Origin of the sequence: Allobosea sp. 67-29 (assembly GCF_001898115.1) — a bacterium.
Classification (GTDB): Bacteria; Pseudomonadota; Alphaproteobacteria; order Rhizobiales; family Beijerinckiaceae; genus Allobosea.
Genome location: NZ_MKSQ01000008.1, coordinates 291,814 through 314,306, shown reverse-complemented (window position 1 = coordinate 314,306; position 22,493 = coordinate 291,814). Strand labels below are relative to the sequence as shown.

Below are 22,493 nucleotides of genomic sequence, written 5' to 3'. Positions count from 1 at the left end.
TCGATGCGTTTCCATCCCAGATCCGGAGCGAACATACCGTGAGACTGCTCGTCGTCGAGGACGACAAGGACCTCAACCGCCAGATCGTGACGGCACTCGAGAACGCGGGCTATGCCGTCGACAAGGCGTTTGACGGCGAGGAAGGGCTCTATCTCGGTGAGACCGAGCCATATGACGCTGTGATCCTCGACCTCGGTCTGCCGAAGGTGGATGGCGTCGCCGTGCTGCAAGGCTGGCGCCGGGCCGGCAAGACGATGCCGGTGCTGATCCTCACGGCCCGCGACCGCTGGAGCGACAAGGTGGGGGGCTTCGATGCCGGCGCGGACGATTATGTCGTGAAGCCCTTCCACGTCGAGGAATTGCTGGCGCGCGTCCGCGCCCTGCTTCGCCGCGCCGCCGGCCATGCGACCTCGGAACTAGTCTGCGGTCCGGTTCGTCTCGATACGCGGGCCAGCCGCGTCGTGGTCGACGGCAACCCGGTCAAGCTGACCTCGCACGAATATCGGTTGCTCTCCTATCTGATGCATCATCAGGGCAGGGTGGTGTCGCGCACCGAGCTGGTCGAGCATCTCTACGATCAGGATTTCGACCGCGATTCCAACACGATCGAGGTTTTCGTCGGCCGGCTGCGCAAGAAGCTCGGCGTGGAAATCATCGAGACCGTGCGGGGACTCGGCTACATCGCTGCCGCTCCCGAAAAGGTCTGATCGCAGGACATGCCGTTCCGATCCCACCGTTTTTCGCTGGGTGCGCGGCTGTTCCTTTCGGCGGCGTTCTGCTGCATCCTGATCCTCGTGCTGGCGGGGCTCGGTCTCACCACCTTCTACCGTCGCTCCGCAGAGCGCGGCTTCGACGAGCGGCTTTCCGTCTACATCAAGCAGCTCGTGGCCGATCTGGCGGCGCCGCCGGAGACCGAGCGGCAGACGATCGGCGATCTCGGCGAGCCGCGCTTCGACCTGCCGCTGACCGGCTGGTATTGGCAGATCACCCGGCTCGACGGAGATCGGCCGAGCGTGCGCGCGTCCCGCTCGCTCGTCGGCGGGCAATTGCCCAGGCTTCTCGACCAGGCGATCGCGCCCAACAGTCGCGGCTTGCGCGAGAGCTATGTTTCGGGGCCTGACGATCGCCTGCTGCGGATTCTCGAGCGCGAGATCGATGTCGGGGAAGATGGCCGCTTCGCAGTGGCGGTCGCCGCGCCTGCCGACGAGATCGAGGGCGACATCCAGGATTTCCGCTTCGCCCTGACGATGACCTTCCTCTTGCTCGGACTCGTCCTCGTCGCGTCGACCCTGGTTCAGGTCCGCTTCGGCCTGCGGCCGCTCGTCCGGCTGAGGGCTGCCGTCGGGACGGTTCGAACGGGCGAATCGCAACGTATCGCCGGTCGCTATCCACCGGACCTTGAACCCCTCGCCGACGAACTCAACCAGCTCATCGACGCGAACCGGGAAATTCTGGAACGTGCCCGCACGCAGGTCGGCAACCTCGCCCATGCGCTCAAGACCCCGCTCAGCGTCATGATGAACGAGGCGGAGGGCGGAGGCGACGAGGCGCATTTGTCGCAGACGGTCAAAGAGCAGAGCGCCGTGATGCGCGATCAGGTCCAGTACTATCTGGACAGGGCTCGCGCGGCCGCGCTCTCGGGAGCGCTCGGCGGGGTGACCGAGGCTGCGCCCTCGCTCGACGCGCTGCTGCGCACCTTCATGAAGATATCGCAGGATCGGGGCATCCGAGGCAGCCACACCGTGCCGAAGCGCCTGCGCTTCCGCGGTGAGCGGCAGGATCTCGAGGAGATGCTGGGCAATCTGCTCGACAACGCCTTCAAATGGGCCGATTCCATCGTCGAGGTGTCGCTTGAGCCGGGGACGGGCAATCCCGGACAGCAACTGGCCCTTCTCATCGACGACGACGGCCCCGGCCTGCCCGAGGAAGCGATGGCCGAGGTGCTGAAACGCGGGCGCAGGCTCGACGAAACGACGCCGGGCTCCGGTCTCGGCTTGTCGATCGTGGTCGATCTCGCGAAGCTTTATGGCGGCGAGCTGACGTTGTATCGCTCGCCGCTGGGTGGCTTGCGGGCTCGGCTCGCCCTTCCCTCGGTCTAGACGGGCGAGCAGCCGCGTGACCCTTTGTCACCATGAAGCGGCGCGGCCGATTGATTAAGAACATGCGATGATGATTTGGGCGGTCTTTGCGGTGATGACGGGGGCGGCGATTTTCGCCTTGCTCTGGCCGTTGAGCCGCGTCTCGGCTCCGGGTTTCGCGGATACGGCCGATGCCAGGAGCCTCTACCGTTCGCAACTTGGCGAGATCGACCGGGATATGGCGCGCGGTCTGCTCGCCACCGAGGAGGCCGATGCGGCGCGCGCCGAGGCGGGCCGTCGTCTGTTGCGCGCCGCGGGGGACGAGGTCTCGCCGCCGGGCGAGACCGAGCCCTCCCTGCGCCGCCGCCGCGCCAGCTCGGCCCTGATGCTGTCGCTGGTGCCGATTCTGGCGCTGTTGGTCTACGGCACCTACGGCTCTCCGGATACGCCGGACCAGCCGCTGGCGGCGCGTCTGGCCAAGGCAGGCCCCCAGCAGGATTTCGCCGTCGTCTTCGCGCGCATGGAAGCTCATCTCGCGGCGCACCCGACCGATACGAAGGGATGGTCGCTGATCGCGCCGATCTACCTGAGGCAAGGCCGTTACGACGACGCCGCCAACGCGTTCGCCTCTGCGCTGCGATACGGCAAGCCTGATCCGGAACTGCTTGCGGGCCTCGGCGAGGCGCGCACGCTCGCGGCCGATGGCGTGGTAACGGCTTCCGCGCGCGAGGCCTTTTCCGAGGCGACGAAACTCGACCCGGGCAACCCGCGAGCCCGCTATTATCTGGCCTTGGCGCAGGAGCAGGATGGCGATGAGCCGGGCGCGGTGGCGTCTCTGAAGAACCTGCTGGCCGGCTCGCCGCCGGACGCAGCCTGGACCGCGGCGGTGCGGGACCGGCTCGCACGCATGGAATCGGCAGCCGGCCGGGACGCCATCGCAGCGCTGCCCGACGGCGCGCGTGAGGAGGCGATCCGCGGCATGGTGGACGGCCTCGCGGAACGGCTCGACGCCGGCGGGGGAACGCTGGCCGAATGGTCGCGCCTGATCCGTGCCCGCTCGGTGCTCGGCCAGAAGGCGCAAGCCCTGCAGGCGGTGAAGACCGCACGCGAGCGATTGGCGCAGGACGCTGCCGCAGTTGCGGCGATCGGCGCCCTGGCCCAAGAACTGGGCCTGAAGGAGGCCACGCCATGACGGCTGCCCAGACCACCCCGCTGCAGCCTGCCAAGCGCCGCGTCTCGCGCAAGCAGCGCAGGCTTGCGATCATCGCGGCGGCCGGGACCGTTCTCGCTCTCGCGGCCGGGCTCGTGCTCTTCGCCATGCGCGATACGATCGTGTTCTTCTACGGGCCGACGGAAATCGCCGAGAAGGGCGTGGCCCCAGGCACGCGCATGCGTCTCGGCGGCTTGGTCGAGGCAGGGTCGGTGCAGCGTGGCCCCGGTCACCGCGTCGCCTTCGCGGTGACCGACGGCAAGACAGCCGTGAAGGTCAGCTATGACGGGTTGCTTCCCGACCTGTTCAGGGAAGGGCAGGGCGTGGTGACGGAAGGCGTGTTCGAGGGCGCGGGGCGCTTCAGGGCCGATTCCGTGCTCGCCAAGCATGACGAGACCTACATGCCGCGCGAAGTTGCCGACACGCTGAAGAAGCAGGGGCACTGGCAGGGCGAAACCGGCGCGGCTGCGCCGGCCAGGCCGTGAGCGCGGCATGATCGTCGAGATCGGACATTATGCGCTGGCGCTGGCGCTCGGCGTTTCGGTCATCCAGGCGCTGGTGCCCCTGTGGGGGCTGTCACGACAGGACCGGGCGCTGGCTTCGGTCGGTGCCAGCGCGGCGCTGATCAGCTTCGCGCTGGTCGCGCTCGCCTTCGCCTGCCTCGTCGCCTCGTATGTCCGTTCCGATTTCTCGGTCGCCAACGTCTTCGAGAATTCGCATTCGGCCCAACCGCTGATCTACAAATTCACCTCGGTTTGGGGCAATCACGAAGGCTCGCTGCTGCTCTGGGTGTTCATCCTGACCCTGTTCGGCGCGCTCGTGGCGCTATCGCGCCGTTCGCTGCCGCCGCGCCTGCGGGCGGGAGCGCTGGCGACCCAGGGGCTCGTCGCCGTCGCCTTCCTCGCCTTCACCCTGCTGACCTCGAATCCCTTCCGGCGGCTCTCGCCGGCGCCGGCCGAAGGGCAGGACCTCAACCCGATCCTGCAGGATCTCGGGCTCGCGATCCATCCGCCGCTGCTCTATGTCGGCTATGTCGGCTTCTCGATGACCTATGCCTTCGCGGTCGCGGCCCTGATCGACGGCCGCATCGACGCGATGTGGGCCCGCGCCGTCAGGCCGTGGACATTGCTGGCCTGGACCTTCCTGACGCTCGGCATCGCGATGGGCTCCTACTGGGCCTATTACGAGCTCGGCTGGGGCGGCTGGTGGTTCTGGGATCCGGTGGAGAATGCCTCGTTCATGCCCTGGCTCGCCGGCACGGCCCTGATCCATTCGCTGGTGGTGATGGAGAAGCGCGACGCGTTGAAGGTCTGGACCATCCTGCTTGCGATCCTGACATTTTCGCTGTCGCTGCTCGGCACCTTCGTCGTCCGCTCGGGCGTACTGACCTCGGTCCACTCCTTCGCCAGCGATCCGGCGCGCGGCCTCTTCATTCTGCTGATCCTGGTCTTCTTCGTCGGCGGGTCGCTCGCACTCTTCGCCTGGCGTGCGCCGCTGCTGCGCCAGGGCGGGCTCTTCGCCCCGATCTCGCGCGAGAGCGCGCTCGTCGTGAACAATATCTTCCTGGCCACGGCCTGTGCCACGGTCTTCGTCGGCACGCTCTACCCGCTGGCGCTGGAGATGCTGACGGGCGACAAGATCTCGGTCGGGGCTCCTTTCTTCAACGCCACCTTCGTGCCCGTCGTGGTCCCGTTGCTGCTGTTCCTGCCGATCGGCCAGTCGCTGGCCTGGAAACGGGGCGATCTGCTCGGCGCAGCCCAGCGGAACCTGGCCGCCTGCGGGCTCGCCGTTCTTGCCGCTCTGGCCTTGATCGCCTTCACGCGCGGCGGCCCGGTACTGGCCCCGCTCGGCGTCGGGCTCGGGCTGTTCCTGGTGCTTGGAGCCGGCTTCGATCTGGGAGAGCGCATCGTCGCCCGTGCCAGCGGCTGGCCTGCGATGCTGTCGCGTGCGCGGGGCCTGCCCCGCTCGGCCTGGGGTACGGCGCTGGCGCATGCGGGCATCGGGCTCAGCATCATTGGCATCGCAGCCGCTGCCTGGAGCAGCGAGGCCATTGCGGTGCTGAAGCCGGGAGAGCGCCTGACCGCCGGGCGCTACACCGTGGTGCTCGAATCCGTCGTCCCGCGGACCGGCCCGAACTTCCGGGCCGAAGTCGCGCGCTTCCAGCTCTTCGCCGGTGATCGGGAGCTCGCGCCGGTCGAGGCTTCGAAGCGCGTCTATACTGCCCGCTCCATGCCGACGACCGAGGCCGGCATCCGCACCGACTGGCTCAGCCAGGCCTACGTCAGCCTCGGCGAGGCTCAAGGCGACGGCCTCGCGGTCCGGCTCTACGACAAGCCGCTGATCCTGCTCATCTGGATTGGCGCCCTGGTGATGGCCATCGGGGGAACGCTGTCGCTGACCGACCGGCGCTTCCGGCTGGCCGCGCCGCGCCGCGCCGCGCCGTTGGCGGCGCCGCAGCCTGCGGAATGAGACCCATGCGGCGCCTGCTCTTCGCTCTCGTCGCTCTCATGCTCGCGCTGCCGGCTGCGCATGCGGTCCAGCCCGACGAGATCCTCAAGGATCCTGCCCTCGAGCATCGCGCCCGCGCGATCTCGGGCGGGCTGCGCTGTCTGGTCTGCCAGAACCAGTCGATCGACGATTCCAACGCGCCGCTGGCCCGCGATCTGCGGATTCTGGTGCGCGAGCGCCTGCAGGCGGGAGACAGCGACCAGGCGGTGGTTGATTTCGTCGTGGCCCGCTACGGCGACTTCGTCCTGTTGCGGCCGCCCTTCAATGCCCACACGGCCATCCTCTGGGCGGCGCCTTTCGTGATCCTCCTGGGCGGCGCGATCTTCGTCTGGAGCCGGCGCCGGAGCCTGCCGGCTCCCGGGGCGGTTTCGCGCCTGACCGAGGAGGAACGACGGCGGCTCGACCAGCTTCTCGGCGAGGAGCGCGACTGAGCCCGCCCCCTCCGCCAACCTTACGAAATCGTCATCTTCAGGCCAAAGCCGCGTAAGGCGCCCGGCCTCATGGTCATCCTCACGAGCAGGGAAGAACCCTGTCGCTCCGAGAGGTTCCAACCATGACGACACAATCCACCCAGAGGAAGACCTTCCTGCGCCGCGGCGCCCTTCTGGCCGGCACCGCCATCCTCGGCATCGGCCTCGTCGCCGGCGTCGCAGATCGCGCACTCCTGCAGACCGACCAGGCCTTCGCCCAGCCGATCCAGCTCTCCGGCACCCAGACCCAGCTGCCCTCCTTTGCCGATCTCGTCGACAAGGTGAAGCCGGCGGTCGTCTCGGTCCGCGTCAAGACGGAGGTCGCAGCGGCCTCCGACCAGCAGAATCTCGACGATCTCCCGCCGCAGCTGCGCCGCTTCTTCCGCGATTTCGGCGGCGAGGACGGCGGCCGCATGGGCAAGCCGAAGCCGCAGATCGGCATGGCCCAGGGTTCGGGCTTCTTCATCAGCCAGGACGGCTATGTGGTGACGAACAACCACGTCGTCGAGCATGCGGTCGACGTTCAGCTCGTCACCGATTCCGGCAAGACCCTCGAGGCCAAGGTCGTCGGAACCGATCCGCGCTCCGACCTCGCCCTGCTGAAGGTCAAGGATGGCGGCGACTTCCCCTATGTGAAGCTCTCCGACGCCAAGCCTCGCATCGGTGACTGGGTGCTGGCGATCGGCAACCCCTTCGGCCTCGGCGGTACGGTCACGGCCGGCATCGTCTCGGCCCAGGGCCGCGACATCGGTTCCGGGCCCTATGACGACTTCCTGCAGATCGACGCGCCGATCAACCGCGGCAATTCGGGCGGCCCGACCTTCAACGGCAATGGCGAGGTCGTCGGCGTCAACACCGCGATCTACTCGCCCTCGGGCGGCAATGTCGGTATCGCCTTCGCGATTCCCGCCTCCACGGTCAAGCAGGTCGTCGACCAGCTCAAGAAGGACGGCAAGGTGGCGCGCGGCTTCATCGGCGTGCAGATCCAGCCCGTCACCAGCGAGATGGCCGATGCGATCGGCCTGAAGGATGCCCATGGCGCGCTCGTCGCCGAGGCGCAGAACGACGGCCCGGCCGCCAAGGCCGGCATCAAGCGCGGTGACACCATCACCGCCGTCAACGGCCAGGAGGTCAAGGATGCCCGCGACCTGTCGCGCAAGATCGCGAACATCGCGCCGGGCTCCAAGGTCTCCGTCACCCTCTACCGCGAAGGTCATTCCCGCGACGTGACCTTCGAGGTGGGTCGCCAGCCCGCGGCCTGAACGAAGCAGGCAGGCCCCTTGGATTCCTGTCGCCCCAACCAAGGGACCCGCCGTCGCGGCGGCAGGCCGGACGCGTACGCTCCGGCCTGCCGTTTTCATGTGTCTTGGGCTAGTCTCCCGCCATGCGACTCCTGATCGTCGAAGATGATGCCGAGGCTGCGGCCTATCTGACCAAGGCCCTACGCGAGGTCGGCCATGTCGCGGACCATGCCGCGGATGGGCTCGAGGGCTATGCCATGGCCGAGGGCGGCGGCTACGACGTGCTGGTCATCGACCGCATGCTGCCGCGGCTGGACGGCCTGTCCCTCATCCGTTCGCTGCGCGAACAGAAGGACGAGACGCCGGCGCTGATCCTCTCGGCGCTCGCTCAGGTCGATGACCGCGTCAAGGGCCTGCGCGCCGGTGGCGACGACTACCTGCCGAAGCCCTATGCCTTTTCCGAGCTGCTCGCCCGCGTCGAGGTGCTGGCGCGTCGCCGCGGCGCGCCGAGCGCCGAACCGACGGTCTATCGCATCGGCGGGTTGCTGCTGGACCGGCTGGCCCATCGCGTCACCCGGGACGGGCAGGAGATCGTGCTTCAGCCGCGCGAGTTCCGCCTGCTCGAATACCTCATGAAGCATGCCGGGCAGGTCGTGACCCGCACCATGCTGCTGGAGAACGTCTGGGACTACCATTTCGACCCCCAGACCAATGTCATCGACGTGCATGTCAGCCGCCTGCGCTCCAAGGTCGACAAGGGCTTCGAGCATCCGATGATCCATACCATCCGCGGCGCGGGATACATGGTCCGTGACGGCGCGCACTGAGGTCCCCCGGCGCAGGCGTTCGAAATTCCTGCCGACGCTGTTCCGCACGACCGCGTTCAAGCTCACCGCGGCCTATCTCGTCATTTTCGGGCTCTTTGCCGCCTTCGTGCTCGGTTACGTCGCCTGGAACGCCCAGCGCCTGCTCAGCGATCAGATCCGCTCGACCATCGATGCCGAGATCCAGGGGCTTGCGGAGCAGGCGCGGCAGGGCGGCATCCGCCGGCTCGTCAGCATCGTCGAGCGCCGCTCGCGCGCGCCCGGTGCCTCGCTCTATCTGGTGACGACACCCGTCGGCGAGCGGATTGCGGGCAATGTCGAGGCGATCCCGCCCGGGACGCTCGACAAGACCGGCGAGAGCGAGATCGAATATGCCCGCACCAGCGAGACGATCGACACGCCGAGCCATGCGATCGTTCGCGTCTTCGTGCTGCCCGCCGGCTTCCGCCTGCTGGTCGGCCGCGATGTCGAGGAACGCGAGCGGCTCGGCAAGGTCATCCGCCGGGCGATCGGCTGGTCGCTTGCCCTGATTTTCGTGCTGGGCTGCTTCGCGAGCTGGTTCGTGGCGCGCCGCGTGCTGCGTCGCATCGACGGGATGACCGAGACGGCGCACGGCATCATGGAAGGCGATCTCAAGGGTCGGCTGGCCATTGCCGGCACCGGTGACGAGCTCGACCGTCTCGCCCTCAACCTCAATGCCATGCTCGACCGCATCGGCGAGTTGATGGCGGGCATGCAGCAGGTCACCGACAACATCGCCCACGATCTGAAGACGCCGCTGACGCGCCTGCGCAACAAGGCGGAGGAAGCGCTGCGCAGCGCAACCTCCCAGGATGAATTGCGCGGTGCCCTCGACGGCGCGATCGAGGAGGCGGACAACCTCATCCGCGTCTTCAACGCGCTCCTGATGATCGCGCGGCTCGAGGCCGGCAGGATCAGCGAGAACATGGAGGATCTCGACCTGTCGGAGATCGTCTCGGGCGTCGCCGAGCTCTACGAACCGCTCGCGGAGGAAGTGGGACTGAGGCTGGTCGGCGATGTCGCGCCCGATCTTCACGTCGTCGGCAACCGCGAGCTCGTCGGCCAGGCGCTGGCCAATCTCGTCGACAACGCCCTGAAATACGGCCAGCCCGCAGACGGCGGCGAGGCGACGGTGACGGTCGCTGCCCGGCGCCGCGACGGCGAGATCGAGCTTTCGGTCGCCGACCATGGCGACGGCATACCCGAGGCCGATCGCGGCCGCGTGCTCGACCGGTTCATCAGGCTCGACGCCAGCCGCAGCAAGCCCGGCTTCGGGCTGGGGCTCTCGATGGTGGCGGGAGTCGTGCGCCTCCATGGCGGTCAGCTGCGGCTCGAGGACAATGCGCCGGGGCTGCGTGCCGTCATCTCGCTGCCCGCGGTCGAACCCAAGCCTGTGGAAACGCCGCCTTCCCCGGACACTGAAGCCTCGACAGCGAAGCCAAACCCTGTTGGCGTTCCCTCGATCTGAGGGAGTGGGCAGCAATGACGGGGCAGCTCTGTGACAGGCTGGAGGCGGCGCCGGTCCTGCCGGCGAAAGCCAGCGCCGCGGCGCTGCTGAAGCGCGAACTGATCGAGCGCCTGCATGACGAGGTCGCCGCCCACGCCCTGCAGGCGCATCTTGCCACGCATCCGCGCTCGGCTGCGCTGGTGGCGGGGGTCCTGGCCCATTCGCCGTTCCTGACGCAGGTGATGCGGTTCGACCCCGCGGGACTGCTCGCAAGCCTGACGGAGGCGCCGGAAATGCGGCGCGATGCGCTGCTGGCCGCCATCGCCGCTTTCGGCGCCGGCGATTGCGAGACCTCCGACCTGATGCGTGAGCTGCGCCGCTTCCGCCGTGCCATGGCGCTGCTGATCGCGCTCGCCGATATCGGCGGAGTCTGGGATGTCGAAGCCGTGACGGCGGCACTGACGGCGACTGCGGACATGGCGACGAAGCTCGCCACCGACCATGCGCTGCGGCAGGCTGCCGATCTCGGCCGGATCAATCTCGCCGATGCCGCGGATCCCGGGCCAGGCTCGGGCCTCGTCGTGCTGGCGCTAGGCAAGCACGGCGCCGGCGAGCTGAACTACTCCTCCGATATCGACATCGTGGTCTTCTTCGATCCCGAGGCGGCGGAGGCGGCCGGCGTCCGGGAGCCGTCGAGCTTCTTCGTCAGGCTGACGCAGCAGATCGCCCGCATCATCCAGGAGCGCACGCCGGACGGCTACGTCTTCCGCGTCGACCTGCGCCTGCGGCCCGACCCGGCCTCGACCCATGTCGCGATCGCACTGCCCAGTGCCTATTCCTATTACGAGACGGTCGGGCAGAACTGGGAACGCGCCGCCATGATCAAGGCGCGCCCCATCGCCGGCGATGCCGAGCTGGGCAGGCGCTTCCTGCGCGACCTCTCGCCCTTCATCTGGCGGAAATATTTCGATTTCGCCACCATAGCCGACATTCACGCGATGAAGCGCCAGATCCAGACGGTGAAGGGCCACGAGACCATCGCGGTGGCCGGACACAACGTGAAGCTCGGCCGCGGCGGCATCCGCGAGATCGAGTTCTTCGTCCAGACCCAGCAGCTCGTCTTCGGCGGCCGGCGCCCGGCTCTGCGCGGCCCGCGCACGCTCGACATGCTGAAGGAGTTGACCAACGAAGGCTGGATCACACCGCAGGCGCGCGACGAGCTCTCCGAATCCTACCGCTGGCTGCGCACCATCGAGCATCGCCTGCAGATGCGCGACGACGAGCAGACCCAGACCCTGCCCAAGGCGGCGGGCGAGCTCGAAGCCTTCGCCCGCTTCTGCGGCTATGCCAACGGCGCGGCCTTCGGCAAGGCGTTGACCGCCCATGCGAAACGCATCGAGGGCCACTACGCCCTGCTTTTCGAGGAAGGCCCGAGCCTCGCCTCGGAAGCCGGCACGTTGAGCTTTACCGGCTCGGAGGCCGATCCCGAGACCGTCGAGACGCTCGGCAAGCTTGGCTTCCGCGACGGCACGACCGTGGCGGAGACGGTGCGCGGCTGGCACTTCGGCCGCCGGCCGGCGGTCACCAGCGCCCGGGCTCGCGAGGTCCTGACCGAACTGACCCCGGCCCTGCTGGTCGCACTCGGCCGCACCGCCGATCCCGACGGCGCGCTCGCCCATCTCGACAACGCCTTCGTGCGGATGCCGGCGGCGATCGAATTGCTGACGCTGCTGCGTTCCCACGATTCCCTGCTGACGCTCTTCGCCGAGATCCTCGGCAGCGCGCCGCGCCTCGCAAGGGTCGCGGCTCTGCATCCGCACGTGCTCGACGGGGTGATCGACCCGGCCTTCGGGCAGGCGGTCCTCGATGTCGAGGCGCTCGAGCGCCGCATCCGCAACTATGTCGGTTCGCCGCCGCCCAGCGTCGAGGACGGTCTGGACCGTTTGCGCGATGCGGCCCGGCAGGAGAATTTCCTGGTCGGAGCGCGGCTGCTTTCGGGTGTCTATCCCGCTCAGGGGGCAGGACAAGCTTACTGCGCCGTGGCGGAAGCCTGCCTGCGCGTCGCCTTCGCCGATACGCGCAGGTCTTTCGCCGAGGATCACGGCGTCGTCGCGGGAGCCGAAACCGTGGTGCTCGGCCTCGGCCGGCTCGGCGCCGGCGAACTCACGCCCTCATCCGATCTCGACCTGATCCTGCTCTACGACCGGCCGGAGGATGCCGGGCCGAGCGTCGGGGCGCGCAGCCTCGATCCCGTGACCTGGCATGTCCGCTTCACCCAGCGCCTCGTCGCGGCGCTGACGGTGCCGACGCGGCGCGGCACGCTCTATCAGGTCGACATGCGTCTGCGTCCGACGGGCAACAAGAGCCCGGCGGCGACGCAGTTCGCCGGCTTCGAGGCGTATCACCAGGGCGATGCCGAGATCTGGGAAGAGATGGCGCTGACCCGCGCCCGCGTGGTCGCGGGCGACGCCGGGCTGGCACGGCGGGCGGAATCCGCTATCCGCGCGATCCTGTCGCGCAAGCGCGAGCCGGCGAGGGTCGCCGCCGCCGTCGCCGAGATGCGCGCGCTGATCGCCAGGGAAAAGGGCGAAAAGGATCCCTGGGACCTGAAGCTCGCCGCCGGCGGCCTTACCGACCTGGATTTCCTGGCCCAGTTCCTGCTGCTGGCTCATGCCAGCGCGCACCCCTCGCTCATCGTCAACGACACTGCCTCGGTCTTCGCCGCTGCGCGGGCCGCCGGGCTGCTTTCGGAGGCCGATGCCTCGGCGCTTCTCGAGGCCCATCGGCTGATCGGCGACGTTCAGCTCTGGCAGCGCTTCACGGTCGAAGAGGCTTTCGATCCCAAGGCCGTGCCGGCGCGGGTGCTGCAGCGGATTGCGACGGCGGTCGGCCGCCCGGATGTGAAGGTGTTGAAGGCGGAGCTCGACGAGGTCCGCGCCGGTGTCCGCGCGATCTTCACCCGCGTGATCGGACAGGCGCGGGCGGGCTGAGGGTCACGCCGCCTCGGCGGTGACCCGCCCGGCGCCGCCGTCGAGCGGCAGATGCACCATGACGACCGTGCCGGCGCCCATGGCGGAGCGCAGCCGCAGGGAACCGCCATGCAGCTCCGCCAGCGAGCGGGCGATGGCAAGGCCCAGCCCCGAGCCCTTGTAGCTGCGCACCAGATCGCCCTCGACCTGCTCGAACGGACGCCCGACCCGGTCGATCTTGTCCTTCGGGATGCCGATGCCGGTATCCTCGATGAAGACGTTGATGGCACCCGGCACATGGCGCGTGCGCACCGCGATGCGCCCGCCTTCCGGCGTGAACTTGACGGCGTTGTCGAGCAGGTTGCCGAGGATCTGATAGAGGGCGTGCGGGTCGGCCTCGATATGGGTGTCGGTCGGACCTTCGATGGTGAAGGCGAGCTGCTTGCGCTCCATCTCGGCTTCCACCTTGCGGACGGCCTCGTCCAGCACGGGCTTGATCGCGATCTCGCTGCGCTCCAGCCGCATCTTGCCGGATTCGATGCGCGACATGTCGAGGATGTCGTCGATGATGCCGAGCAGATAGCCGCCGCTGGAGCGGATGTCGCGAACATAGTCGGTGTATTTGTCGCCGAGCGGGCCGAACATCCCGCCTTCCATGATCTCGGAAAAGCCGATGATGGCATTGAGCGGCGTGCGCAGCTCGTGGCTCATATTGGCGAGGAATTCGGACTTGGCGCGGTTGGCGCTCTCGGCCGCGGCCTTCTGTTCGAGGTAGCGCTCGGCGAGGTCGGCGAGCTGCTGGGCCTGTGCCTCGAGCTTCTGCCGCGAGGCCTTGAGATCGGTGACATGCATCAGGAGCTGGTGCTCGGACTGCGTTAGCCGCTCCTCCTGCTGCTTCAGCTTGGTGATATCCGTGCCGACCGAGACCGAGCCGCCATCCTTGGTGCGCCGACCGTTGACCTGCAGCCAGCGGCCATCCGAGAGGCGCGCTTCGTAGGAGGCGGCGCCGCGCAGGGTGCGCACGGGCTCGCGGTCGATATGAGGCTGGGCGCTGAGCGCCATGATCTCGTCATGGCTCGTGCCGGTCAGCAGCATCTCGGGAGCGATCTGGTGGAGCTGCTGGTACTTGGCGTTGCAGAGCACCAGCCGGTTCTCCGAATCCCAGAGCACGAAGGCTTCCGAGATCGCCTCGACGGCGTCACGCAGGCGGGCGTCGGCAGTGGCAGTGCGCTCGGCCATGCGGCGCTGCTCGGAAATGTCGACCACGATGCCGACCAGATGGTGCGACTGGGTGCGGCGATCGACGACGAGCTCGGCGCGCGCCTTCAGCCAGATCCAGTCGCCATCGGCGTTGCGGACGCGGAAGTCCTGGTCGATATGGCTGGTCTCGCCGCGGCTGATCGCGTCGGCCAGGGCGTAGAGGTCGACGTCCTCGTGGTGGATGAAGCTCATCACCTCGCCGAAGGACATGTACTCGCCGCGGCGGTCGTAGCCGAGCAGGGCGTACATCGAATCCGACCAGTAGATCCGTCCGCGGGCGAGATCCCAGTCCCAGAGGCCGCAATGGCCGCGGTTGAGCGCGGTATCGATGCGCTCGCGCACGCAGTCGCAGTCCTGGTCGGCGGCACTGGCGCGCTTGGACTGGAGCATGAAAGCGAGCGTCGTCATGGCCAGCACCGCTCCGGCCGCCCCGAACAGGATGCCGAGGCTGGTGCGCCGGTCCTGCCACAGGGACAGGGCGCGGGAGACCGGCTGCAGCACGGCGACTTGCCCGAGCGGGCTCGCCAGGTTGCGGACGACGGCCAAGACCTCCGGGCCGCCGGGAAGGGTGATGCGCATCACTCCGGCGCGGTCGCCGAAGACGGTGAGCGGCTGGGTCTGGCCGAGGAAGTCGACCAGCGTGCGCGATGTCTGGCCGATGGTGGGTTCACTGGCGATGACGCGTCCGTCGGCGCCGCTGACATGCACGATGCGTCCGCGCGAGGAGAGGTGCTTCGCGGCCATGCCGGCGAGGACCGCGCCGGGCTCCTTCCCTGTCTGGCTGCCGTTGTCGAGCTCTCGGGCGATCAGGGCGGAGATCACCTCCATGTCGCCGGTCGCGTCGATCAGGGCGTCCTCGCGCAGCGCCGCCGTCTGGATCGCGACGCCGGCGCTCAGGATCACGATGAAGATGCCGACGAGCAGCGGGATAGCCGTACGGAAGGTGGGCTCGAAGCTCTCGAAGCGCTGATACAACGGATGGGTCAGCGAGCGCGCTACACCCAGAATCGTATCGGCGCGCACGGATGCGCACTGCGCGTTGGCACGCGACATGCCCGGTCCCCCTTCGGAACTTTACCGTCAGTAAGATCGGGAGACGTGCCGCATCCCCGCGAATCACAGTCAGTTGAATCCGCGCGACTCGGTTTGTCTAGCCTTGAGTTGAGTCAACCATGCAGAATGCGCCCTATGGTTGTGTCGATCGCTCGAATGAATCCTGTGCGCGTAATGGATCGTTAACCTTTTTCGAGCGGTCCCGTTAACCTCTCAGGCCAGCGCCCGTTCGGCGATGTCGGAGACGTCGCGCGAGAGGTTCGGCGTGCGCGCCACCAGCGCCAGCGCCTCCTGCGCCAAACGCCGGCGGCCGGGCTCGAGCATGCGCCAGCTCTTGAACGAGCCGAGCAGGCGCGAGGCGACCTGCGGGTTCGTTCGATCGAGCGCGGTCACCATGTCGGCGACGAAGCCATAGCCCTCGCCATCGGCCCGGTTGAACTGGGTGAGGTTGGCCGCGAAGCCGCCGATCAACGCCCGCACCCGGTTCGGGTTGCCGAGGGAAAAGGCGGGGTGCTGCATCAATCGCTTGACCCGATCCAGAGTCTCCGGCTCGGCGATGAGCGCCTGCGCCATCAGCCATTTGTCGAGCACCAGCGGCTCGCCCGCATAGGCCTCGGAAAAGCGGGCGATCAGCGCTTCGCGGCGTCGGCCCGGGACCAGCGTCATAGCTGCCAGTGCCGCCAGCCGGTCGGTGAGATTGTCGGCCGTCTCGAACTGCTCCTCGCACAGCCTCGCCCCGTCCTCCGGCGCGGCCAGCGCGGTGAGGCCGAGCAACTCGTTGCGCAGCGCGCGTCGCCCGGCCGAGGCGGCATCGGCCTTGTACGGCCCCTTCGTCTCCAGCGCCTGGCGCAGACCGGACAGTCGCGGCAGAAGCGCCGTGCCAATGGCGCTCGACAGGGCGCGATGGGCAGCGAAGATCGCATCCGGATCGATCTCCTTGCCGATCTCGCGGGCGATGTCGGCCGGCGCGGGCAAGCGCAGCACCTGCGCCGCGAAGGCGGGGTCGGCTAGCGCATCCGTCTGCAGGAAGCCGTCCAGCGCATTCCCGAGCTTGGCGGTGGTCGCGGCGAATGCTCCGCGCTCGGCTCCGGCCTTGCCGGCAGCCACCAGAGCGCGCGTCGCGATGCTCTGCAAGGCCTGCCAGCGATTGAAGGAATCGCTGTCGGTGGAGAACTGCCGTACGAGATCGGCATCGGACAGGTCGAGTTCCAGCCGTGCCGGCGCCGAGAAGCCGCGCAGCAGCGACGGGATCGGCGCTTCCGTCACGCCCTCGAAGGTGATGGAGAGCGAAGGGCTGTCGAGCACGACGAGCCCGTCGCCGGCATAGGCGTTGGACTGCGTCTTCAGCGGCAGGTCGCCATGGGCGCCGACCAGGCCGAGCTTGATCGGCAGCACCATCGGCTTCTTGTCGCTTTGCCCCGGCGTGGGTGGCGTGCTCTGCGCCAGGTCGAGCGTATAGCGCTGCGTCGCCGCATCGTAGCGTCCCGAGGCCACGATGGTCGGCGTGCCGGCCTGCTCGTACCAGCGCGCGAAATCGGAGAGGTCCTTGGCCGAGGCTTCCGCGAAGCAGGCGAGGAATTCCTCGATCGTCGCCGCCGTGCCGTCGCAGCGCTCGAAATAGAGGTCCATGCCGCGCCGGAAGGCGTCGTCGCCGATCAGGACCTTGAGCATGCGGATGACCTCCGCGCCCTTCTCATAGACCGTCGGCGTGTAGAAGTTGTTGATTTCCTTATAGGCACGCGGTCGCACGGGATGGGCGAGGGGGCCGGCATCCTCCGAGAACTGGGTCGAGCGCAGGGTGCGGACATCGGCGATGCGTTTCACCGGGCGGGAGCGCTCGTCGGCGGAGAACTCCTGGTCGCGGAAGACGGTGAGGCCTTCCTTCAGGCAGAGCTGGAACCAGTCGCGGCAGGTGATGCGGTTGCCGGTCCAGTTGTGGAAATACTCATGCGCGATGATCGCCTCGATCGAGGCGTAGTCGCCATCGGTCGCGGTTTGCGGATCGGCCAGCACGTATTTGTCGTTGAAGATGTTGAGGCCCTTGTTCTCCATCGCCCCCATGTTGAAATCCGACACGGCGACGACGCTGAACACGTCGAGATCGTAGTTGCGGCCGAAGACCTGCTCGTCCCAGCGCATGCAGCGGACCAGCGAATCCAGCGCCCAGCCGGCGCGCTCGGCCTTGCCGGGCTCGACATAGATGGCGAGTTCGACCTTGTGGCCGTCGGCGGTGACGTAGTCCTGCCGGACATGGTCGAGCGCGCCGCCGACCAATGCGAAGAGATAGGCGGGCTTGGGATGCGGATCGTGCCAGACGGCGAAGTGCCGCTCGCCGCCCGGCAGCTCGGCCGCCGCGACGAGATTGCCGTTGGAGAGCAGCACCGGCGCCTCGGCTTTCGCCGCTTCGAGCCTGACCGTGTAGACGCTCATCACGTCCGGCCGGTCGAGGAAATAGGTGATGCGGCGGAAGCCGTCTGCCTCGCATTGCGTGCAATAGACCTTCGACGAGCGATAGAGCCCCATCAGCTTGGTGTTCGCGGAAGGGTCGATTTCGGTCTCGATCGTCAAGGTGAAGCCGCGCCGCGGGGGAGCGTGGATCGTCAGCGCCTGCGGGCTCGCCGCATAGGCGGAGGCGTCGAGCGGCTTGCCGTCGAGGCTGATCGTCTTGAGGGAGAGTTCGTCGCCGTCGAGGGTCAGCGGCGCACCGGGCTGCCCGGCCGGGTTGGGGCGCAGGCTCAGCAGGGAGCGCACACGCGTCTTCGTCGGGTGCAGGCTGACGTCGAGATCGACGGTATCGATCAGCCAGTCGGACGGGCGGTAATCCTCGAGGCGGATCAGCGGGGCATCTTCGGTACGCATGGCAACCCTGATGGCAAAGGTCAGGGTTCCGTATGTAGCCTCTGCCGGACGGGCTCGAAACCCCGCTAGCCGCTGACGGCCGGCTCGGCGTGGCTGACCAGCCGGCAGACTTGCGGCCTTGCGATGCGCACCGCGCGCTCGATCGCGTCCACCGCGGCATGGACGGCCGCGACATCGAGCGCCGGATCGACCCGGCAATGATAGTTCACCACCAGCCCCTTGGCGGTCTGGCGCACGCGCACGCTGTGGATGTCGTGGATCGGCCCGGCGAGCCTGGCGGTTTCGCCGGCGAGGGCCTTGCCGATATCCTCGACCGTCTCCCAGGCGGCATTGTGACCGGCGGGCTGGCCGGTTTCCATCGGCTCGATATGAGTCTCGACCTCGGTCTCGCCACCGAATTCGGCTCGGATGGCATTCTCCAGCCGCGTCGCGATCTCGTGCGCCTCGCCAAGGGGCAGCGTCTGGTCGACCTCCATGTCGAGGCTGACGGAAAGCTTGTCGCCGATCGAGTGCACGGTGACGTGATGGACCGGGATCTTCAGCTTGAGCGCGATCAGGAGCACGCGTTCCAGCGCGGTCTCGTCGTCGACCTGCACGGGATCGGCGGTGATGGTGATCTCGGCGCTCGGCTCCGTCAGCATCAGTGCCGCGGCGAGCTCGGCCTTGATCGCGGTGACCCGTTCCAGCGGCAGAGTCCGCGAAACGCTGATGCCGATCTCGCCGTGGACGCGTCCGCCGGCGGGCCGGACGCGCAGCCAGTTGATGCCGACGACGCCGGGCACCATGCGGGCGGCCTCGTGCAGCCTTTCGCTGACGCCTTCGGGCGCAGCGTCCATCAGCGTGTCGAGGGTTCGCCGGGCCAGCCTGTAGGCCGAAAAGGCGGTATAGGCGGCGATGGCGAAGGCGGCGAGGGTGTCGGCCCGCTCGACGCCGTACCAGACGCCGATCAGCCCGAGCAGAACGAGGGCCGAGCCGATGAAGTCGGCCGAGAAATGCGTCGCCTCGCCGGCCAGTGCCTCGCTGCCCGTCTCCTGGGCGACCTTGGTCAGAGAGCGCCAGCGAATGGCGTCGACGGTCATCGACAGCAGCATCACGCCGATGACGATCGGCGTCACCGCGACGTGCTCGATGATGTTGTTCCACAGCCGGTTGCCGGCTTCCCAGAGGATCGCTCCGGCGAGGGTGAAGAGGATGGCGGTCTCGACCAGCGCTGCGAGCGCCTCGACCTTGCCGTGGCCGTAGTGATGCTCGTCGTCGGCCGGCTTGTCGGAGGCGCGGACCGCGAACCAGGTGAACAGCGTCGAGCCGACATCGACCAGTCCCTGGAGCGCATCGGTGAGCAGGGCGAGCGAGCCGGAGAGCAGCGCGCCGACGATCTTCGCGGCCGTCAGCAGGATGGTCGCCATCACGGAAAGGATCGCCGCCCGCTGCTTGATATGCGCGATCTGGGCGGGCGTGGCGCGCTCAGGCGGGGCCGTCGCCGGTCCGTCTTGCGTTGTCGTCATGGCTCGTCCTGTATGGCGTCGCTTGGAACGGCGAAGCTCTTGCCTGATTTAAGAGCCGGATCAACCCTGTTCCCGATCAGCGAGGAAGACCGATGCGATATCTCCACACCATGGTCCGCGTGACCGACCTCGATCAGGCGCTGGACTTCTACGTCAACAAGTTCGGCTTGGTCGAAACCCGCCGGATCGAGAACGAGAAGGGCCGCTTCACGCTGGTCTTCCTCGCCGCCTCGGACGATCTGGCGGAGGCGAAGGCCGGCGCCTCGCGCGGCCGCCCGACGCTGGAGCTGACCTTTAACTGGGATCCGGAAAGCTACACCGGCGGCCGCAATTTCGGTCATCTCGCCTATGAGGTCGACGATATCTACGCGACCTGCGACAAGCTGATGAAGGCCGGCGTCACCATCAACCGCCCGCCGCGCGACGGCAACATGGCCTTCATCCGCTCCCCCGACAACATCTCGATCGAGTTGCTCCAGAAGGGCGATCCGAAGCCGCCGGCGGAACCGTGGGCGAGCATGCCGAACACCGGGAGCTGGTAACGACTTGGCCGGCGTCTTCTGCCTCGGCATCGCAACGCTCGACTATGTCTACAGCGTCGAGACCATGCCGACCCGCGGCGAGAAGTACCGCTCGCGCGGCCTTGCCGTCGTCGGCGGCGGCTGCGCCGGCAATGCCTCGGTCGCCATCGCCCGCCTCGGCGGTGCCTGCTGGCTGGCGACGCGCCTCGCCGACGACTTCACCGGGGACAGGATCGTCGCCGACCTGAACGCGGAGGGAGTCGATACCCGCTTCGCCCGCCGCGTCGCCGGTCTGACCTCGCCGGTCTCGGCCATCCTGGTCGATGCGCAGGGTGAGCGCATGGTGATCTCGCATTCCGACCCGGCGATGCCTGAAGATGCCGGCTGGTTGCCGCGCGCGTTGCCCGAGGGGGCGGGTGCCGTTCTGGCGGACACGCGCTGGGGCGAGGGCGCTCTTGCGGCGCTGCGGCTCGCGCGCGGGGCCGGCAGGCCGGGGGTGCTCGACGGCGATCGCAAGCCGCCCCATCCCGACCTCGTCGCGGCGGCGAGCCATGTCGTCTTCAGCCAGCAGGCGCTGCGCGAGGTCTCCGGCGAGGAGGATCCGCGCCTGGGCCTTGCCAGGATCGCCCGCGACGCCTCGACCTGGATCGCGGTCACGCTCGGCAAGGAGGGCGTCCTGCACTGGGACGGCGAGGTTCGCCACAGCCCCGCCTTCGTGGTCGAGACCGTCGACACGTTGGGCGCGGGCGATGTCTGGCACGGCGCCTTCGCCCTCGCTCTCGCGGAGCGGCGCGGCGAGGTCGAGGCGATCCGCTTCGCATCCGCCGCGGCCGCGCTGAAATGCACGCGCTTCGGCGGCCGGGGCGGCGCGCCGGGGCGGGAGGAGGTGGAACGCTTCCTCGCCGAGCAGCGCTGATCCGGTCTGCGCTTCGGGCGCGGCGATCCCGCCGGAAGGCGGTGGCGTCGCGTGGTCGTCACGCGGCTGGGGCATCAGACCGGTCATGCGCCGTTGCGCATCTGGTCAACCTAAGGAGAGCCGCATGCTGCCGATCCAGGGTTTGAAGTGCATCTACGACACCACCGGCCGGGGCTGGTCGATCGAGCTCGTGCTCAAGGCCGAGGGCGAGGCCGCGGTCCGTCGTTTCGATGTCGACGGGCCGGACGATGCGGAAATGCTGATCGAGGCCTTCGAGGATTCCTCCGTCAGCGCCTTCGATCCCGAAACCGGCGAGATCGTCTTCGGCTACGAATATCTCGATCTGGACGACGAGGACGACCTGGCGGAGGACGACGACGAGGCCGATGAGGATTCCGAGGAGGAGCCGGAGGACGACGACGATCAGGGCAAGGCGACGTCCTGAATTCTTCGCCGATTCGGTCAAGCCGGATGCCTAGGCGCCCGGCTGAAACGGAAAAGCCACTTTTCCGCAGAAAATCGATGGCATAACACAATGCAAGGTCGCCCCGTCGCCGGAACGGCGGGGCGACCTTGCCGTCGCTGCGATCGGAAGGGGTCCGGCGTCGGCTGGGCGAGTTCGGCAGGAACCCGATAGGTCACGCGTGAGCGAAAGATCCGACGACAAGCACGAGATGTCGGGGCTCGATATTCCGCCGGTCGCGGAACCCTTCGAGCTTCCCGCGGCGCGCGCCGGTGCCGGCCGCAAGCGCGGCGTCTGCGCGATCAGCGGGCAGGAGACCGCCCGGAAGAACCTCATCGAGATCGGAACGCTGCGTCCGGCATTGGCCGAGCACATCCGCAACGACTTTCCCGAACTTCCCGACCATGCCCTGATCAGCCTCAAGGAGCTTGCGCGCTACCGCACGCGCTACGTCGAGGAGATCCTGCGCGAGGAGCACGGCGAGTATTCCGACCTCGACCGCGAGGTCGCCGAGAGCATCGCCCGTCAGGAAACCATCGCCGAGAACGTCGAGGACGATTTCGAGGAACACCGCACGCTCGGCGAGCGCCTGTCCGACAATCTCGCCAGTTTCGGCGGCTCCTGGGCCTTCCTGATCAGCTTCGCCGTGGTGCTCTTCGTCTGGATGGCGGTGAATGTGGCGATGGGGGCGGCCAATGCCTTCGATCCCTACCCCTTCATCCTGCTCAATCTGGTGCTGTCCTGCATCGCCGCGATCCAGGCTCCGATCATCATGATGAGCCAGAAGCGCCAGGAGGCGAAGGACAGGCTGCGCTCGGCCAACGACTATCAGGTCAATCTCAAGGCCGAGCTCGAGATCCGCCATCTGCACGAGAAGATGGACCATCTGATCACCCGCCAATGGCAGCGCCTCGCCGAGATCCAGCAGGTCCAGCTCGAGATGCTGCAGGACCAGCAGGCCCGCCCGGCACGTCCGAAGGTCGTGGTCAAGAAGGTCAAGAAGAAGCCGAAGGCCAAGCCCAAGCGAGCCCCATCCGCCGAAGAGGCGGCTCCGCCGACGGTGGAACCTCCTGCTTCCGGCGAGAGCTGAACCCCGCCGGTGCGGCACCTCGGCGCGACGCCGAAAGCGCGGTAGCGCGGCCGTCCGT

Annotated in this window: 17 protein-coding genes; 14 read left to right on the top strand and 3 right to left on the bottom strand. The window is 68.0% G+C overall.

Annotated elements, in window-relative coordinates; genetic code table 11:
* The first annotated feature begins 38 nt into the window (after positions 1-38).
* The 10 genes from BGO20_RS08105 to BGO20_RS08060 all read left to right on the top strand — a co-directional run bounded on the left by BGO20_RS08105 (position 39) and on the right by BGO20_RS08060 (position 12,789).
* Entirely contained in the window at positions 39-707 is a 669-nt protein-coding gene (locus BGO20_RS08105) for a response regulator transcription factor (protein WP_038361444.1), read from the top strand.
* A gap of 9 nt (positions 708-716) precedes the next feature.
* Entirely contained in the window at positions 717-2,099 is a 1,383-nt protein-coding gene (locus BGO20_RS08100; protein WP_291661340.1) for an ATP-binding protein, read from the top strand.
* Positions 2,100-2,166: 67 nt separating this feature from the next.
* On the top strand, positions 2,167-3,270 hold the full coding sequence (gene ccmI / locus BGO20_RS08095; protein WP_291661339.1) for a c-type cytochrome biogenesis protein CcmI: 1,104 nt from the start codon (positions 2,167-2,169) through the stop codon (positions 3,268-3,270).
* On the top strand, positions 3,267-3,773 hold the full coding sequence (gene ccmE / locus BGO20_RS08090; RefSeq protein WP_291661338.1) for a cytochrome c maturation protein CcmE: 507 nt from the start codon (positions 3,267-3,269) through the stop codon (positions 3,771-3,773). The genes ccmI and ccmE overlap by 4 nt, the downstream gene beginning before the upstream one ends.
* A gap of 7 nt (positions 3,774-3,780) precedes the next feature.
* Positions 3,781-5,757 (top strand): heme lyase CcmF/NrfE family subunit, encoded by a 1,977-nt coding sequence (locus tag BGO20_RS08085; protein ID WP_291661336.1) that lies wholly within the window; start codon positions 3,781-3,783, stop codon positions 5,755-5,757.
* A 5-nt stretch (positions 5,758-5,762) separates the two neighbouring features.
* A complete protein-coding gene (locus BGO20_RS08080; RefSeq protein WP_291661335.1) occupies positions 5,763-6,227 on the top strand; it encodes a cytochrome c-type biogenesis protein in 465 nt (154 codons plus the stop codon).
* A gap of 122 nt (positions 6,228-6,349) precedes the next feature.
* Positions 6,350-7,528, top strand: a complete 1,179-nt coding sequence (locus tag BGO20_RS08075) for a trypsin-like peptidase domain-containing protein (RefSeq protein WP_465246009.1) — start codon at positions 6,350-6,352, stop codon at positions 7,526-7,528.
* 122 nt (positions 7,529-7,650) lie between these two features.
* Positions 7,651-8,334 (top strand): response regulator transcription factor, encoded by a 684-nt coding sequence (locus BGO20_RS08070; protein WP_291661333.1) that lies wholly within the window; start codon positions 7,651-7,653, stop codon positions 8,332-8,334.
* Positions 8,318-9,820 (top strand): sensor histidine kinase, encoded by a 1,503-nt coding sequence (locus BGO20_RS08065; RefSeq protein WP_291661331.1) that lies wholly within the window; start codon positions 8,318-8,320, stop codon positions 9,818-9,820. The genes BGO20_RS08070 and BGO20_RS08065 overlap by 17 nt, the downstream gene beginning before the upstream one ends.
* A gap of 14 nt (positions 9,821-9,834) precedes the next feature.
* Entirely contained in the window at positions 9,835-12,789 is a 2,955-nt protein-coding gene (locus BGO20_RS08060; RefSeq protein WP_291661329.1) for a bifunctional [glutamine synthetase] adenylyltransferase/[glutamine synthetase]-adenylyl-L-tyrosine phosphorylase, read from the top strand.
* A 3-nt stretch (positions 12,790-12,792) separates the two neighbouring features.
* On the opposite strand, the gene BGO20_RS08055 is transcribed toward BGO20_RS08060, so the two are convergent.
* The 3 genes from BGO20_RS08055 to BGO20_RS08045 form a co-directional block, all read right to left on the bottom strand.
* Positions 12,793-15,081 carry a PAS domain-containing sensor histidine kinase gene (locus BGO20_RS08055; RefSeq protein WP_291661328.1) on the bottom strand — a complete coding sequence of 763 codons (2,289 nt, stop codon included), beginning with the start codon at positions 15,079-15,081 and terminating at the stop codon, positions 12,793-12,795.
* A 213-nt stretch (positions 15,082-15,294) separates the two neighbouring features.
* Positions 15,295-17,940, bottom strand: coding sequence for an aminopeptidase N (pepN, locus tag BGO20_RS08050; RefSeq protein ID WP_291661327.1), 2,646 nt, complete (start codon positions 17,938-17,940; stop codon positions 15,295-15,297).
* 65 nt (positions 17,941-18,005) lie between these two features.
* Positions 18,006-19,445, bottom strand: a complete 1,440-nt coding sequence (locus BGO20_RS08045) for a cation-efflux pump (protein WP_291661325.1) — start codon at positions 19,443-19,445, stop codon at positions 18,006-18,008.
* A 92-nt stretch (positions 19,446-19,537) separates the two neighbouring features.
* Here BGO20_RS08045 and BGO20_RS08040 point away from each other — a divergent pair, with 92 nt between their 5' ends.
* The 4 genes from BGO20_RS08040 to BGO20_RS08025 all read left to right on the top strand — a co-directional run bounded on the left by BGO20_RS08040 (position 19,538) and on the right by BGO20_RS08025 (position 22,435).
* Complete coding sequence (locus BGO20_RS08040) at positions 19,538-19,987, top strand: VOC family protein (protein WP_291661324.1); 450 nt, start codon at positions 19,538-19,540, stop codon at positions 19,985-19,987.
* Between the two features lie 4 nt (positions 19,988-19,991).
* Positions 19,992-20,882 carry a PfkB family carbohydrate kinase gene (locus tag BGO20_RS08035; RefSeq protein ID WP_291661322.1) on the top strand — a complete coding sequence of 297 codons (891 nt, stop codon included), beginning with the start codon at positions 19,992-19,994 and terminating at the stop codon, positions 20,880-20,882.
* A gap of 124 nt (positions 20,883-21,006) precedes the next feature.
* Positions 21,007-21,327 (top strand): hypothetical protein, encoded by a 321-nt coding sequence (locus BGO20_RS08030; protein ID WP_291661321.1) that lies wholly within the window; start codon positions 21,007-21,009, stop codon positions 21,325-21,327.
* A 229-nt stretch (positions 21,328-21,556) separates the two neighbouring features.
* The gene (locus BGO20_RS08025; RefSeq protein WP_465246018.1) at positions 21,557-22,435 is read left to right on the top strand and encodes a DUF1003 domain-containing protein; all 879 of its coding nucleotides are present in this window, start codon (positions 21,557-21,559) and stop codon (positions 22,433-22,435) included.
* Positions 22,436-22,493 lie beyond the last annotated feature (58 nt).